Source organism: Xanthomonas hortorum, from assembly GCF_040279205.1.
Classification (GTDB): Bacteria; Pseudomonadota; Gammaproteobacteria; order Xanthomonadales; family Xanthomonadaceae; genus Xanthomonas; species Xanthomonas hortorum_F.
Genome location: NZ_JBEOLS010000048.1, coordinates 1 through 15,376, shown reverse-complemented (window position 1 = coordinate 15,376; position 15,376 = coordinate 1). Strand labels below are relative to the sequence as shown.

Here is a 15,376-nt window from a genome sequence, read left to right as displayed (position 1 = left end):
CGGCACATGGAGTGCCGGGCCGACAGCGAAACGCTCAACGTCAACCTCAGCGGAAGCCGGCAATCGTGGCCTTGGTGTTGACCAGCACGCGCTGATTGTCGGCGGTGCTGGCATTGCCCATGGGCACGCCGTTGTAGCTGATGTTGGGGTTGGACCAGTAGTTCAGGCGCGGGCAACCGCTGCTGCAGTCGTAGGCCATGATGGTGCGCCAGCTGTTGCCATAGCGATAACCGTGGCCGTAGGCATACGGCGAGGTGCTCGGGTCGTTGGTAGCGTCGTGGCGTGCGCTCTGCAGGTGCCCGATTTCATGCGCAAAGCTGTAGTAGCCGGTGGCGCAATCCCAGTACACCGATGCGAAGGCGGTTGCTGCGGTCGAACCGATACCCGATGCCAGGCCGCAGTAGGTGGCGTTGTTCAACACGATCACGCCCACATCGGCGGTATACGTGTTGCGGCTGGTGTGGATGCTGTCCATGTAACCGTCGTTGGTCACGCGGAAGCGCTGCAGGTCGGTGGTGAAGTTGCCGGTTTCGCTGTAGCTGGTGGTCTCGTAACGCGCCAGCTGCAAGGTGAGGCCGACGTTGCTGTTGATGTACCCCTGGTTGGATTCGGCGACCGCCAGCTGCACCAGCGCTTGCATGTTGCCGCCGTACGCCGTCACTGCCTGATTGGTGGCGACCACCAGCACGCGGATGGTGGCCGGGCTGCCGGACGATGCGGCGGCAGCGCTAACGCGTCCGTCGCTGGGCATGTCGAACTTGGGCAGCACGCTGTATTCGGCCGGATGTTCCTGCGGCATGCGCTGCTCGTCCACCTGCACCAGCACGTGGCGCCCGTCGGCGAGCGGGCGCAGGCGATACAGCTTGCCAGCGTAACGAATGGTGCCGGTGACGGTGTCGCCGCTGCGCACCAGAATGGCCGAGTTCAGCGGGTCTACCCCCGACAGCGTGCGTGCACGCGTGCCACCGCGCGGGCCGAGGTTGCCGTACCACACGCTATTGCCGCCTTCCAAGGCATCGACCTTGGCCTGGGTGGCGGTAATGATCTGGCCATCCAGTTGCAGTTCCAGCAGTTTTTCCGATGCGGTCACTGCACCGGCATCGAGCTGCACCACCTGCGCGGTGGCTGTGGACGGTGAGCTCAACACACGTTGCAGCGAGGGTTCGGTGGTGGCAGTGGCGGCAGCACTGCGGCTCAGCGCAGGACCGGATTGATACAGCGGCTTGCCCGCAGCGGCGGCCGAACCGGCCAGACACATGGCGATCAGACCCACCGTGGTGCACATCGACTTCGACTTCATCGTCTCTCTCTCCTTAGACATGGAAGTAACGGATGTGAAACACCGGGCCCCTGCCCCCGGGACGCCATTAAGGCCGGAGTGGCAGTCCACATTGCAAGTAGTTGCAAAGGAAAATTACAGTTCTGTGATGCTCGCCTTGAATGCATGCGATTCCGGCGGCTGCGCGGAGGGAACCCGCGCACATTTTTCAGCCAGCCTGCTCCACCAGACTGGCCAACTCATCCTCATCGAAACCAGCAAGCAGCCGCGCTTGGATATTGAATGGTCCATGCAGATAGCCGCCGGCGTATTCGCGCAGCAGCGCCTTGAAACGCGCGCGCGGCTCGATGCCGGCCTGCGCGCAATACCAGCGATACCAGCGCGAGCCGGCCGCTACATGCGCCACTTCTTCGCGCAGGATGGTTTCCAGCACCTGCGCAGTGGCGATATCGCCGAGCGAGCGCAGCTTGACGATCATGGCCGGTGTCACGTCCAGACCACGCGCTTCCAGCACGCGTGGCACCAGGGCCATGCGTGCGAGGCCGTCATGCGCGGTTTTCTCGCACATTTCCCACAGGCCGTTATGCGCGGGGAAATCGCCGTAATCGTGGTCGTGCGCCTGCAATCGCGCGCGCAGCAGCATGAAGTGACGCGATTCGTCGTCGGCCACCGCTACCCAATCCGCATAGAACGCATCCGGCAACCCGCGGAAGCGGTACACCGCATCCCAGGCCAGATCGATGGCGTTGAGTTCGATATGCGCGATGGCGTGGATAAAGGCGGCGCGCCCTTCCGGCGTGCCCAATCCACGCCGTGGCACCTCGCGCGGATGCACCAGCACCGGCGTTGCAGGCCGGCCAGGCATGCAGATCGGCGCGGGGGGCGCGGCCTGCGGCGACGGCAACGATAGCGTGCCGGCGCGGAACGCGGCCGCATGTCGCTGAGTCAGCGCGACCTTCTCCAGCGGATCGGCCGCTTGCAGGCAGGCGTGCGCGGCCTGCAAGAGATCCATCGTCACATCAGCGCTCCGTCGTTCGCGGGCAGCGCAACTCCACAACGCTGCCCCACCACCATCACGCGCGACGTTTGCGCTTGGCTTCGTCGGAGCGCAATTGCTGGATGCGCTGGAAATAACCCGGCTCGATCCCGGTGATGTACTCGCCGTTGAAGCACGAGGAATCGAACTGCTTGATGTCCGGGTTGCCTTCGCGCACCGCCACTTCCAGGTCTTCCAGATCCTGATAGATCAGCCAGTCGCAGCCGAGAAATTCCTGGATCTCGTGCTCGCTGCGGCCATGCGCAATGAGCTCTTCGGCGGCCGGCATGTCGATGCCGTAGATGTTGGGGTAACGCACCGGCGGTGCGGCCGAGGCCAGATACACCTTGCGCGCACCGGCATCGCGTGCCATCTGCACGATCTGCCGGCTGGTGGTGCCGCGCACGATCGAATCGTCGACCAGCAGCACCACGCGGTTGCGGAATTCCAGGTGGATCGGGTTGAGCTTGCGGCGCACCGATTTCTGCCGTTCGCCCTGCCCCGGCATGATGAAGGTGCGGCCCACATAGCGATTCTTGACGAAGCCTTCGCGGTACTTCACGCCGAGCACGTTGGACATCTCCAGCGCCACATCGCGCGAGGTGTCCGGGATCGGAATGATGGTGTCGATATCGTGATCCGGGCGCAGGCGCAAGATCTTCTCGCCCAGCTTCAGGCCCATGCGCATGCGCGCCTTGTGCACCGAGATGTTGTCGATCATCGAATCGGGACGCGCGAAATACACGTACTCGAAGATGCACGGCGCATGGTCGGTGGGCGCGGCGCAGATTTCCGAAAACAGCTCGCCGCGTGCGGTGATCACCAGCGCCTCGCCGGGGCGCACGTCGCGCACGCGCTGGTAGCCCAGGATATCCAGCGCCGCCGATTCGGAGGACACGATGTATTCGGTGCCTTCGGCGTGATCGCGCTTGCCCAGCACCAGCGGACGGATGCCGTGCGGGTCGCGGAATGCCACCAGGCCCAGGCCCAGCACCACGCTGACCACCGCATAGCCGCCCTTGCAGCGGCGGTGCACACCGGCCACCGCACGGATCGCCGCCTCGGGGGTGAGCATGCGCTGCGCGTCCAGCTCGTAGGCGAACACGTTCAGCAGCACTTCGCTGTCCGAATCGGTATTGATGTTGCGGCGGTCGGCCTCGAACACCTGCTGGCGCAAGGCCTCGGTGTTGATCAGGTTGCCGTTGTGCGCCAGCGCGATGCCGTAGGGCGAGTTGACGTAGAACGGCTGCGCCTCGTCCATGCCTTCCGAGCCGGCGGTCGGGTAGCGGCAATGCGCGATGCCGACGCGACCTTCCAGCACCGCCATCTTCTTTTCGTCGAAGACATCGCGCACCAGGCCATTGGCCTTCTGCACGCGCAGGCGCGTGCCATCGGCGGTGGCGATGCCTGCCGCGTCCTGCCCACGATGCTGCAGGACGGTCAGGCCGTCATAAAGCTGCCCGGCGACGTTTTGGTTGCCGACAATACCGACGATGCCACACATGGTGCGCGTTCTCCGCTGCGGCTTGCGCCGTTACTGTGAAGGTGGCCGTGCCTGGCCTTGAGACTCGACCCGAGCCGGGTCGCTTTCTCCGCCGCGAATCTGCGCCGGATCGATATTGGCCGGCATCGCCTGCGTCGGATCACGTCCGTCGCTGGCGGCTTTACCGGGTTGCCCAAGCGCACGCGTGATGGTGTCGCTCAGACCGGACCCGGATAGCGCCTTGCCCAGGTCCGTATTATCGCCTGCCGAGGGCAACTTCCCCAACTCCGTAGGCAAGTTGCCGAGTTCCATTGATGGCATGTCCATCGACGGCATCCGCCAGGCCGGCAGTTGCGCCCGCATCCAGCCCGCGCCCGGCGACAGCATCGGCATCAGCACCGATTGCCGCCACGCCGGCTCGCGCGGCAACGGGGTGAAGCTCATCAGCAGCACCAGCACGCTGGCCAGAAAGCCGCCGCGCACCACCCCCAGGCCGAAGCCGAGCATGCGGTCCATCCCGCCGAGCCGCACCGCATCGACGCCGGCACGGATCACCATGCCGATCACCGCTACGGTGATCAGCACGCCGACGAACACCATCGCGTAGCCGCCGAACGACTCGGTGGCCGACGGATGCTTGCCGTCGGCGATCCAGCGCGCGGCCGAGCCGCCGAACTGGAATGTGGCCCAGCCAGCAAGCAACCACGACAGCGTGCCGACCACGATCGCGACAAAGCCGCGCAGCAAGCCCAACAGGGCCGACACCAGAATGATGACGCCCAGCACCATGTCGATCATTGCCCACTTCTCCGCGCGGCGCGCGCGCCGTTGCTGCAACCTGGCTCGGTGTTCATTGCGCTCCCCTCCATGGGTGTGAGGCGATCGGGAATCTGACAGCCACCGACGACATGTCGTGAGTGGCTGTCAGGCTTGATGCGGACGGCCTGCAGCAGCGCAGTGTACGAAGGGTCGCGCCGATGCAGATGTCTGATACCGGCGACGCCCACCCGATGGCGGCGCAGCCGTTTTACGGATGCGGACGCACCATGCCGGAAATGCCGACCTTGGCCGCCACCTGCGCACGCAGCTGTTCGGCATCGCCACGGTTGGCCACCGGGCCGACACGCACGCGGTTGAGCGCGCCCTTGTCGGTGCGGACCTGTTCGACGAACGCACTGAAGCCGGCGGCGCGTACGCGGTCGCGCAGGGCATTGGCGTCTTCGGCGCGGCCAAACGCACCCAACTGCACCGCAAAACCGACCGAACTGGCCGCAGGCGCTGCCGGCGCGGTAGGCGCAGCCACGACCGGCTTGGCAGGTTCGGGCTTGGCCGGCACAGGCTTGGGCACTTCGGCCGGCTTGGGCGCGGCGGCCACCGGCTTGGCGGGTTCCGGCGGCAGGCTTTCGGTCTTGGTCGGCGCGGAGGTGCTGGCGGCTGCCACACTGCTGCTGGGCTTTGCGGCCGGCGGAGGCGTTGGCGCAGCTGCAGGCGCTGGCGCGGCGGCATTGGCATCCAGCGTCACCACCTGCGCGTTGACGTCGCCGCGCACCTTCACAGCCTGCAGGCGGGCCGATTCGGCCTGGGCCTGATCGACATACGGCCCCACACGCACGCGCCAGGCAGGGCGGTCGTTGATCTGGGTCTTTTCGCTGAAGCCCGGCAGTTGCGCCTGCTTGAGCCGCGCGATCACCGCATCGGCATCGGCACTGGTGGCGTAGGCACCGAAATTCACCGCGTAGTTGCCGGCGGCCACATCAGGGGCCGATGGCGCGCTGGAGGGCTTGGCCAGGTCGGCCGCATCCGGGTTGTCCTGCACCGCTGCCGGCGCCGTGGCGGCACCGCGCATGCCCAGCGCACCGCCGGCCGGCGCATCGCCCGGGGTGACCAGCGGCAATTCGCGGGTTTCGAACTCGCCATTGGCAGGCGCTGCGGGTGCATCGAGCGGCACATCGGCCACGCCGCTCGACGGCGCAGGGCCCTTGACCAGCATCGGCAGGAAGATCACGGCAAGCGCCACCAGAACGATGGCGCCAATCAATCGCTGTTTCAGAGCAGTATCCACGTAAAGAGACGAGAGGCGGCGTGGCGGGTTGCCGCGGCGATTATAAGGCCGCAGCCGGGCTACCGACCTTGGTGGCCTGAATGAAGTGCGTGCAGCGCGTCGGCGACGGTATGAAACGAGCCGAACACCAGCACGCGATCGCCTGGTTTGGCCGCCGCGAGTACCGCGCGCAGTGCGCTTGCGACGTCACGATGGCACGGCGCCTGCGCCGCTGCGGTGCCCTGCAGGCGTTGCTGCAATGCCTCGGCCGACTGCCCACGTGCGCCGGCCAGCCCGGCCAGCACCCAGTGGTCGATCTGCGTGGCTACCGCCGCCACCACGTCCGGCACGTCCTTGTCTGCCAATGCGGCGTAGATCGCATGCGTGCTTCCTGGGTGCGCTTGCGCGCCGAGTGCGTCGGCCAGCGCGCGCGCGGCCTGCGGGTTGTGGCCGACATCCAGCACCACCTGCACGCCATCGACATCGATGCGCTGCAGACGCCCGGCCACTTGCGCGTTGGTGATGCCCTGCGCCCAAGCCGCATGGGGTACCTCGACTGGCAATGCCTGCAGCGCGGCGATCGCGGCGGCGGCGTTGGCCAGTTGCACCGGCGCGTGCAGGGCCGGCATCGGGAGTTCCAGGGTCACTGCAACATCGCGCCAGCGCCAATGCTGCGGGGCGGATTGTTGTGTGTCGGAATGCTGTGCATCTATCCGCTCGAAGAAGTAATCGCTGCCGGCGCGGATTGCATTGGCGCCCAGCTGGTAGGCGCGCCGCAACACGCTCGACGGCGGGTCGATTTCGCCCAGGACCACTGGTTTCCAGGCGCGGATGATGCCGGCCTTCTCGGTGCCGATCGCCTCGCGGTCTTCGCCCAGCCAATCGGTGTGGTCGATATCCACGGTGGTGATCACCGCCACATCGGAGTCGATGATGTTCACCGCATCCAGGCGCCCGCCCAGGCCGATTTCCAGCACCGCCAGGTCCAGCGCGGAGCGCTGCAACAGCCACAGCGCTGCGAGCGTGCCGTACTCGAAATAGGTCAGTGCGGTCTCGCCACGCGCCGCTTCGACAGCTGCAAAGGCGTCGACCAGTTGTGCATCGCTGGCCTCTTCTCCATCGATACGCACGCGCTCGTTGTAGCGCAGCAGATGCGGCGAAGTGTAGGTACCCACCTTCCAGCCGGCCGCGCGCCCGATCGCCTCAATAAAGGCCACGGTCGACCCTTTGCCATTGGTGCCGCCGACGACGATGACGTGGGTGGCCGGCGCTGCGAGCTGCAGACGCGCAGCGACCTCGCGCACGCGCTCCAGGCCCATGGCGATGTTCTGCGGATGCTGTTGCTCGATGTAGGCGAGCCAGTCGAAGAGAGAGTTGGTTGCGTTCACGGCGAGGACTGCGCAGGAAGAACTGCATTATCGCGAATTTCCAGGCCGCGACGTGCTCGGACAAAAGACGACGGCGTGCTCAGGCACATGCGCTTGTCGTTGCCAAATCCAATTACCTGTGTCGAGACGTCCTCGCTCACGGGACGTCTTCGATCGCTGCAATCCGCATTCCCAGCACCGAGCGCTGACCGGTCAACACCACGGTCATCTGCTGATCGGGATGCCGACGATACAGCGCCTCACTGATGCACAGATGGCTGGGAAACCGATCTTCCAGCGGCCCGCCACTCAATCTGTATTTGCACGAACGCCCGCTTTGAAAGTACTCAGTCTGCATGACATGCGTTTCTTGAAAACTGACACCGGCGATACGCGTGTACACCCACGGCGCACCTCGGGCCAGCATCAGCCAGCACACGCAGCCCAGCAACGGCGGCGCCACGACGATTGCCAGCAACGTATTGAACACGCCGTTGCTGACAACTGCCTTAAGTCGCCCGTAGCGGTAGGCATGCAGAAAAGGCAGGGCCGTCAGAATGGCTCCTGTCAGCAGCATCGGCGCTAGCCATTGCCGACCAGATAGAAACGTGGCGGGGATGAAATTGCCGAAGACTCCCAGCACCAGCAGGCCTGAGAGTCCGAGCACCAGTGCCAGCTTGATGGGCTTTGTACGCTTGGAGGTTGCTCCACTGTTGCGCGCCACCGAACTGCTTACCCCCTTCCAATCGAAGCCTTACAACGCCCGATGCTTGGCTTCACCGAAAAATGGCGTGTGATGCGCGCAGTCGTTCAGACGCACCACTTCCAGATGATCCACGTCCTCACCTTCGAGCAGGTTGAGCGTGGTCGGTGCCTGGCGGAAGGTCCACAGCTTGGACAACGGCAGGCCCAGAATCTTGCACAGGATCACGCGATTGACTGCATCGTGCGCCACCACCAGCAAGGTGTCGTCGGCGCCCAGGCCTTCGGCGGCGCGCACCAGCCCGCGCCAGCTGCGGTCCAGCACCTGACGCAGGGATTCGCCGCCGGGCATCAGCACGGTGTCGGGTTCTTCGCGCCAGGCACGCAAGCGCGCCGGATCCTTGTCGTTGATCTCGCTGGCCAGCAAGCCTTCCCATTCGCCATGCGCGATTTCCTGCAGGTCCGCGTCGGTCTGCAGCAAGCTCTCGCGCGCACTGCCCAGCGCCAGCTTCGCAGTGGCCTGCGCACGCGACAGCGGCGATGCCACCGCGCGGGTGATCTCCAGCGACTGCAGGCGCGCACCAAGGGCAGCGGCCTGGCCTTCGCCGACCGGCGACAGCGGGATATCGATCTGGCCCTGGTAACGGCCTTCGGCGTTCCACGGCGTCTCGCCGTGACGAGCAAGCAGGATGCGCATGCGCGAGAGATTCCTTGGGGGAGGGTCCGACGTGCCTTGCGGCCAGACGGGAGCGGAATGATACCGCCCCACGCCCTCCGTGGTTTGCGCTCAGTGGCGGGATCGACGCCAGGCCGAACCTTACCCGCTTGCGGCGTGCCCGGCCGCATGGCCGCCGAGCACGCCGCACGGCTGAAAGCGCGCGCTGCGCCAGCTCCTCAGCCGCGACCGAACGCCGGGTCGCTGCGGCTGGGCTTGCCGGTTTCCAGATGCCCGGCCAGACGCCGGCGGAATGCCCCACCCGGCTGCTCCACAACAACGTCATACCAGTGATCGCTTGCTGCCAACGGCAGGCGGATGGTCTGCCGTTGGCCTGCGGCCAGCTGCACTGCGCGCGCAGTCGGGTCTGCGTAATCCAGTGCGCGCAGTTGCAGCGTGCACGGTTGGCGCCCGGCATTGCCGAGTTCCAGCACCAGTATTTCGCCGTCCTGCCTGGCTTCCAACCACGGCGCTGCAGATTGCGTCACAGCTGCAAGTTCGCCCGCGAACTCGCGCAGGAATCCATTCGGCCCATGCACGCTCAAGGCATAGGCACCGTTGTGTGTAGCGCCAAGCGGTACATCGTCGAGCTGCGTGCCGGGCAGCACGGTGTAGTACCACGGGCCACCACTTGCAGCGCTGGTGTAGACGTTGAACGCGGCTGCCGCAGCGCCGCTGTTGACGAACTGCAGTTGCACACCGTCTCCATTCTGTACACGCGCATGCACCTGCAAGGCGTACGGCAGCGCGCGTGCAGGGCGTTGACCCGGCTCTTGTCGCGGCATGCTGGCCTTCGTCGGCGGCACCGGCAATGGTTTGCCACTCACGGCGGCGGTGCGTGCGCGATAGTCGCCGATCGCCGGCAACGCGCTCAACGCCGAATCGTCCGGCTTGCGGAAATCGAACACGCTGGTCAGATCGCCGCTCACCGCACGCCGCCACGGGCTGATGTTGGGCTCGGCCACGCCGAAGCGGCGCTCCAGCAAGCGCAGTACCGAGGTGTGATCGAACACCTGCGAATTGACCCAGCCGCCGCGCGTCCATGGCGAGATCACCAGCATCGGCACGCGGATGCCCAGGCCGATCGGCAGCCCCTCGTAGACCTCGCCACGCGTGTCGACATTGCTGCGCCCCATGCGCGCATCCAGCGCCGGCAATGGCGCAGGCACATGATCGAAGAAGCCGTCGTTCTCGTCGTAATTGATGATCAGCGCAGTCTTCGCCCACACCTCCGGATTGGCAGTGAGCGCATCGATCAAACGCGCCACCAGCGATTCGCCATAGGCCGGCGGTGCTTCCGGATGTTCGCAATAGGCGGTGGGCGGAACGACCCACGACACCTGCGGCAAACGATTGGCCTGCACATCGGCGGCGATCGCGGCGACCAGATGCTCGGCCTGCGTGGTGGTGGCGTTTTCCGCAGTGGAACCGGGCACGCACGCACGCGCGCGCCGATAGCGTTCGTCGCCGGGCTGCAGATCGCGATAGTGGGAAAAATACGCCAGCGAGTTGCAGCCGAAGTTGTCGTATTCCTGATACACGCGCCAATCCACACCCGCGGCCTGCAGACGCTGCGCGTAGGTGGTCCAGTCCATCGCCGAGTAACCGGGTTTGTCGCGCGCCATGTCGGCGGTCCAGTTGCCGTCGTCGGCATTGGTCACCGCTTGCGCACCGACATTGCCCACGCTGGGGCCGCTGGTGCCGGTGAACAGATACATGCGATTGGGATTGGTCGGCCCGTGCAGCGAACAGAAGTAGCCATCGCAAATGGTGAACGCATCGGCGAGCGCGTGGTAGTACGGAATGTCGTGACGCTGGAAATACCCCATCGTCAATTCGCCCTTGTACGGCACCCAGGCGTCGTACTCGGCCCAGCGCGCCGGGTCCTGCCCGTGGCCGGCTTTCCAGGAGTGATCCAGGCTCTTGATCAACGGCGCGGAGGTGTTTTGTGAATCGAAGGCGAACGGCAGCAAGCGACGACCGTCCTTTGCCGGCTGGCTCCATACCGGATGCCCATCGCGCAACTGCAGCGGACGCGGATCGCCGAACCCGCGCACGCCGCGCAGCGCACCGAAGTAATGATCGAACGAGCGATTTTCCTGCATCAGGATCACCACGTGTTCGATGTCGCGCAGCGTGCCGGTGCGCGAATTGGCCGGCAGCGCGAGTGCGCGGCCGATCGAAGACGGCAAGGCGCCGGCAGCAGTCAGCGCGGCGACGCGCTTGAGGAAATCACGGCGCGAGGGGGAAGACGTCATGGATGCGAAACCTTGCAGAAATACGGGTGCGTGGCCGCAGGTTGCGGCTGGACACGACACGTATAGCGGGCGGGCGCGACAGTTTTAAGACAGCGACCGTCATCAATGTTTCATGAGTCGTTGACACCCTGCGTCGCGAAACGTCGGTCTTGCACCGCGCGTCCGCCCTCAGCCGTGCCCGAACAGGATTCCCCCATGACTTGCACTCGTCGTTTTCATGTCACTCCGCCGGCGCTCGCCCTGGCAGCGCTGTTTCCCGTCATGGCATCTGCCGCCACAACGGCTGCCGATCCGGCTGCCATTGCAGACGCGCCGGTCGCGGATGCGCCGGTCACCACCGCCGATACCGCAACCAATGCCACCCAGCTGGATGCGATCAACGTGGTCTCGCAAGGCAGCACGCGCCAGGTGCAGCGCATCAGCCGGCAGGACATCGAGCAACTGACACCGGGCAGCAGCGCCTTCAAGGCAGTGGAAAAATTGCCGGGCGTGCAGTTCCAATCGGCCGACCCGTTCGGCACCTACGAATGGTCCACGCAGGTGACCTTGCACGGCTTCGATCAGAGCCGGCTCGGTTACACGCTCGATGGCATTCCGCTCGGCAACATGAGCTACGGCGTCACCAACGGCCTGCATATCACGCGCGCCATCATTTCGGAAAACCTCGGCTCGGTGGAAATCGCGCAAGGCGCTGGCGCGCTCGGTACTGCGTCCAACACCAATCTCGGCGGCACCATGCAGTTCTATTCGGCCGATCCGCAGACCACGCCTGGCCTGCGGCTGGTGCAGACAGTGGGTAGCGATGCGACGCGTCGCACCTTCGTGCGTGGCGACACCGGCGATCGCAATGGGTTGTCGGCGTATCTGTCCTATGCCAATGCCACCACCGACAAGTGGAAGGGCTTTGGCGACCAGCAGTCCGAGCAGGCCAACCTCAAGACCGTGTATCAATGGGGCGACGGCAATCGTCTGAGCCTGTTTGTGGATACCTCGCGGCGCAAGGAATACGACTACATGGATCTGTCGTTGACCAGCCAGCGTGCGCTGGGCTGGGACTACGATTATCTGCAGCCGGATTGGGCCACTGCGGTACAGATGGCGCGTGCGTATCAAAACACCGGTGCCACCAGCGGCGTGGCCAACGGCTACCCGCAATCGCTGGCCGGGCTGCCCGATGATTACAGTTGGTTGGATGCCAGCTACTACGCAGGCGGTGGTCTGCGTCGCGACAACCTGGCAGGCTTGTCGGGCACTTTCGTGTTCGGTGGCGCCACACTCGATGCCACCGGCTACTATCACAGCAATCGTGGCGAAGGTCAGTGGGTGACACCGTATGTCGTCACCTCGGCGCAGATCCCGGTGTCGATGCGCACCACCGACTATGGCCTGGACCGTTTCGGCGGTACCAGCGCACTGAAGTGGTCGTGGGGCAATCACGATCTGGAAGCCGGCGTGTGGGCCGAGAATGCACGCACCACGCAAGGGCGCAATTACTTCGCGCTGGGCAACGAGGGCTACACCTCGCTGTACAACGTCTACGAAGCGCAGACCCCGTTCCGTCGCGACTTTTTGCAGCGCTATACCACCCAGACCCGCATGCTGTACCTGCAGGACACCGTGCGTCTGCTCGACGATCGCCTGACCCTCAACTACGGCGCAAAGGCGCTCAGCACCACCACGCGCGCGCAATCGCTGGTGCCGACCACCGCGCTGGCACAGGGGCGCATCCGCGCTGAAGACAACTTCCTGCCGCAGGTTGGCGTGAACTACAAGCTCGACGAGCGCCAGGACATCTACGCCTCCTACAGCAAGAACATCGCCGCCTTCGGTTTCACCCCGTTCGGCACCTCGCAGGCCGCGTTCGACCGCAGCCGTTCGACGCTGGAGCCGGAAGAATCGCAGACCGTGCAGGTGGGTTACCGCGTGCAGGATGCGCAGTTCCAGCTTTCTGCCGATGCCTATTTCACCAAGTTCTCCAACCGCTTGTTGACCACCTCGCCGTGTAGCGCGGTGCAGACCTGCGCGGCGATCCTGAGCAATGTCGGTGCCGTGCACAGCGCGGGTGCGGATCTGGCCTTGATGTGGCGTCCGATGGAGGGCCTGAGCTGGTTGAACTCGCTGTCGTGGAATCGCTCGCGCTATCAGGACGACTACCTCAACAACGGCGTGGTCGCCACCTCCGGCAAGGACGTGGTCGGCATCCCGGCGTTGATGTTCTCCTCCAGCGCCAGCTACCAACTCGGCAACCTGCGCCTGGATCTGGACGGCAAGTACGTCGACAAGCGCTACATCACTTTCCTCAACGATTCGCAGGTGCCTTCGTATTGGCTGTTCAATGCGGGCGCGCGTTACGACTTCGGTCGTGTGGGCGGAGTGGCCGATGTGGCGCTGGCGCTCAACATCACCAACCTCACCGACAAGCGCTACTTCGCCAGCACCGGCACCAATGGCTATGTCGCCTCCGATCCGGATGGCTACAACCAGACCATGGTGGTCGGCGCGCCGCGGCAATACTTCATGAGCCTGGATGTGAAGTTCTGAGTTGCCGGCGCCTTTTCCCCTCTCCTGCGGGGCGAAAAGGCGCGGCTTGCGCGCCACTGGCGCGCGTGGCTGGGAGCGCCAGCGCCGCAAGCGCGGGCCGGGGCGCGGAGCGGCGGTTTGGGTGAGGGTACGGGCGAAGCAGTCGGCGCGTCACTTCTGAAGGCGCGTAGCGACGCGTTTGTCATTGCAGGGACTGGTAAGTCTCTGAGGCGCCCCCTCATCCGGCGCTGCGCGCCACCTTCTCCCGATGGGAGAAGGACTACATCGGCGCCTACCCCGCCAAGATCCGTGTCGGCCAACACCGCCAATTCCCGCACCGCCGCATGGCGTAAACCTCGCGACGCCTATAATCGCCGCCTTACTTTCACTCAGCAGGTCCCGCCAGATGGCGCAGACGATGAAGGCGCTGGTCAAGCGCGAAGCGAACAAGGGCATCTGGCTGGAACAGGTTCCCGTCCCCAGCCCTGGCCCCAACGAGGTGCTGATCAAGCTGGAAAAGACCGCAATCTGCGGCACCGATCTGCACATCTACCTGTGGGACGAGTGGAGCCAGCGCACCATCAAGCCTGGTCTGACCATCGGCCATGAGTTCGTCGGCCGTGTGGCCGAGCTCGGTTCGGCGGTCACCGGTTACCAGGTCGGCCAGCGCGTCTCGGCCGAAGGCCACATCGTCTGCGGGCATTGCCGCAATTGCCGCGGTGGCCGCCCGCATCTGTGCCCCAACACGGTCGGCATCGGCGTCAACGTCAATGGCGCATTCGCCGAATACATGGTGATGCCGGCCAGCAACCTGTGGCCGATCCCCGACCAGATTCCCTCCGAGCTGGCCGCGTTCTTCGACCCCTACGGCAACGCCGCGCATTGCGCGCTGGAATTCGACGTGATCGGCGAAGACGTGCTGATCACCGGTGCCGGCCCGATCGGCATCATCGCCGCCGGTATCTGCAAGCACATCGGTGCGCGCAACGTGGTGGTCACCGACGTCAACGATTTCCGCCTCAAGCTGGCCGCCGACATGGGCGCCACCCGCGTGGTCAACGTCTCCAAGACATCGCTCAAGGATGTCATGGCCGACCTGCACATGGAGGGCTTCGACGTGGGCCTGGAAATGAGCGGCAACCCACGCGCTTTCAACGACATGCTCGATTGCATGTATCACGGCGGCAAGATCGCCATGCTCGGCATCATGCCGCGCGGCGCCGGCTGCGACTGGGACAAGATCATCTTCAAGGGCCTCACCGTACAGGGCATCTACGGCCGCAAGATGTACGAGACCTGGTACAAGATGACCCAATTGGTGCTGTCGGGTTTCCCGCTGCACAAGGTGCTGACCCATCAATTGCCGATCGACGATTTCCAGAAGGGCTTCGACCTGATGGAAGAAGGCAAGGCCGGGAAGGTCGTGTTGAGCTGGAACTGATCGGCCAATACGCTTGAACGCAAAAGGCGCCGCGAGGCGCCTTTTTCATGTCCGTCTTCAGGGTGCTGGCAAACGCAGCGGGCAATCCTCAGGTGCGAGCGGAGCGCTTCAAGAAACGCAAGGTCGGCGAGGCTGCAGGCAAAGGCTCAGTGGATCGAGGGCGCGATGCCCTCACCGCTCGCGGGACACGCCGCAAGTACGTCCGTGTAGGCTCGGTGGCGGCATCCATGCCGCCACACGGTCCCGCAATCGGTGAGGACACCGCACCAGACAGTTTGCTGATTGCTTTATTGAAAGCTATGCACGCCGATCAACTCGACTGGTCCTTGCCCGCTCACCGTCGCGGGACCTTACGCGGCATGGATGCCGCGTAAGAGCCTTATCTGTTCGCAATCTGGCAGATTAGGTGTCGAGAGCCGGCGTGGGCCACCGTGAGAGCCTGGATCTCAGCGATCGCCGTGTAGCTTGGTACCCACGCCGGATTCTCCCTTGATTCGCCCGAACAGTTGCCCGAGGTGACACTCGAAACGATAA

12 protein-coding genes are annotated in these 15,376 nt (G+C 64.8%); 3 read left to right on the top strand and 9 right to left on the bottom strand.

Annotated elements, in window-relative coordinates:
* Nucleotides 1-46 precede the first annotated feature (46 nt).
* From ABS769_RS16675 to ABS769_RS16635, 9 genes are all read right to left on the bottom strand, one after another.
* Nucleotides 47-1,300, bottom strand: a complete 1,254-nt coding sequence (locus ABS769_RS16675) for a zinc-dependent metalloprotease (RefSeq protein ID WP_317062537.1) — start codon at nt 1,298-1,300, stop codon at nt 47-49.
* Between the two features lie 187 nt (nt 1,301-1,487).
* Entirely contained in the window at nt 1,488-2,291 is an 804-nt protein-coding gene (locus ABS769_RS16670; RefSeq protein WP_180315541.1) for a ferritin-like domain-containing protein, read from the bottom strand.
* A 61-nt stretch (nt 2,292-2,352) separates the two neighbouring features.
* Nucleotides 2,353-3,819 (bottom strand): amidophosphoribosyltransferase, encoded by a 1,467-nt coding sequence (gene purF / locus ABS769_RS16665; protein ID WP_006449393.1) that lies wholly within the window; start codon nt 3,817-3,819, stop codon nt 2,353-2,355.
* A gap of 30 nt (nt 3,820-3,849) precedes the next feature.
* On the bottom strand, nt 3,850-4,596 hold the full coding sequence (locus ABS769_RS16660; RefSeq protein WP_006449394.1) for a CvpA family protein: 747 nt from the start codon (nt 4,594-4,596) through the stop codon (nt 3,850-3,852).
* Nucleotides 4,597-4,825: 229 nt separating this feature from the next.
* Entirely contained in the window at nt 4,826-5,860 is a 1,035-nt protein-coding gene (locus tag ABS769_RS16655; RefSeq protein ID WP_317062538.1) for an SPOR domain-containing protein, read from the bottom strand.
* A gap of 59 nt (nt 5,861-5,919) precedes the next feature.
* The gene (gene folC / locus ABS769_RS16650; RefSeq protein ID WP_317062539.1) at nt 5,920-7,227 is read right to left on the bottom strand and encodes a bifunctional tetrahydrofolate synthase/dihydrofolate synthase; all 1,308 of its coding nucleotides are present in this window, start codon (nt 7,225-7,227) and stop codon (nt 5,920-5,922) included.
* 136 nt (nt 7,228-7,363) lie between these two features.
* Nucleotides 7,364-7,873: a hypothetical protein gene (locus tag ABS769_RS16645; protein WP_317062545.1), complete on the bottom strand. Its 510-nt coding sequence runs from the start codon at nt 7,871-7,873 to the stop codon at nt 7,364-7,366.
* Between the two features lie 87 nt (nt 7,874-7,960).
* Nucleotides 7,961-8,605 (bottom strand): histidine phosphatase family protein, encoded by a 645-nt coding sequence (locus ABS769_RS16640; RefSeq protein WP_317062540.1) that lies wholly within the window; start codon nt 8,603-8,605, stop codon nt 7,961-7,963.
* Nucleotides 8,606-8,802: 197 nt separating this feature from the next.
* A complete protein-coding gene (locus ABS769_RS16635) occupies nt 8,803-10,881 on the bottom strand; it encodes a phosphocholine-specific phospholipase C (protein WP_317062541.1) in 2,079 nt (692 codons plus the stop codon).
* A 105-nt stretch (nt 10,882-10,986) separates the two neighbouring features.
* Here ABS769_RS16635 and ABS769_RS16630 point away from each other — a divergent pair, with 105 nt between their 5' ends.
* The 3 genes from ABS769_RS16630 (at nt 10,987) to ABS769_RS16620 (ending at nt 15,216) form a co-directional block, all read left to right on the top strand.
* Nucleotides 10,987-13,422, top strand: coding sequence for a TonB-dependent receptor (locus ABS769_RS16630; protein WP_317062542.1), 2,436 nt, complete (start codon nt 10,987-10,989; stop codon nt 13,420-13,422).
* Nucleotides 13,423-13,807: 385 nt separating this feature from the next.
* A complete protein-coding gene (gene tdh / locus ABS769_RS16625) occupies nt 13,808-14,842 on the top strand; it encodes an L-threonine 3-dehydrogenase (RefSeq protein ID WP_317062543.1) in 1,035 nt (344 codons plus the stop codon).
* Between the two features lie 47 nt (nt 14,843-14,889).
* On the top strand, nt 14,890-15,216 hold the full coding sequence (locus tag ABS769_RS16620; protein WP_317062544.1) for a hypothetical protein: 327 nt from the start codon (nt 14,890-14,892) through the stop codon (nt 15,214-15,216).
* Nucleotides 15,217-15,376 lie beyond the last annotated feature (160 nt).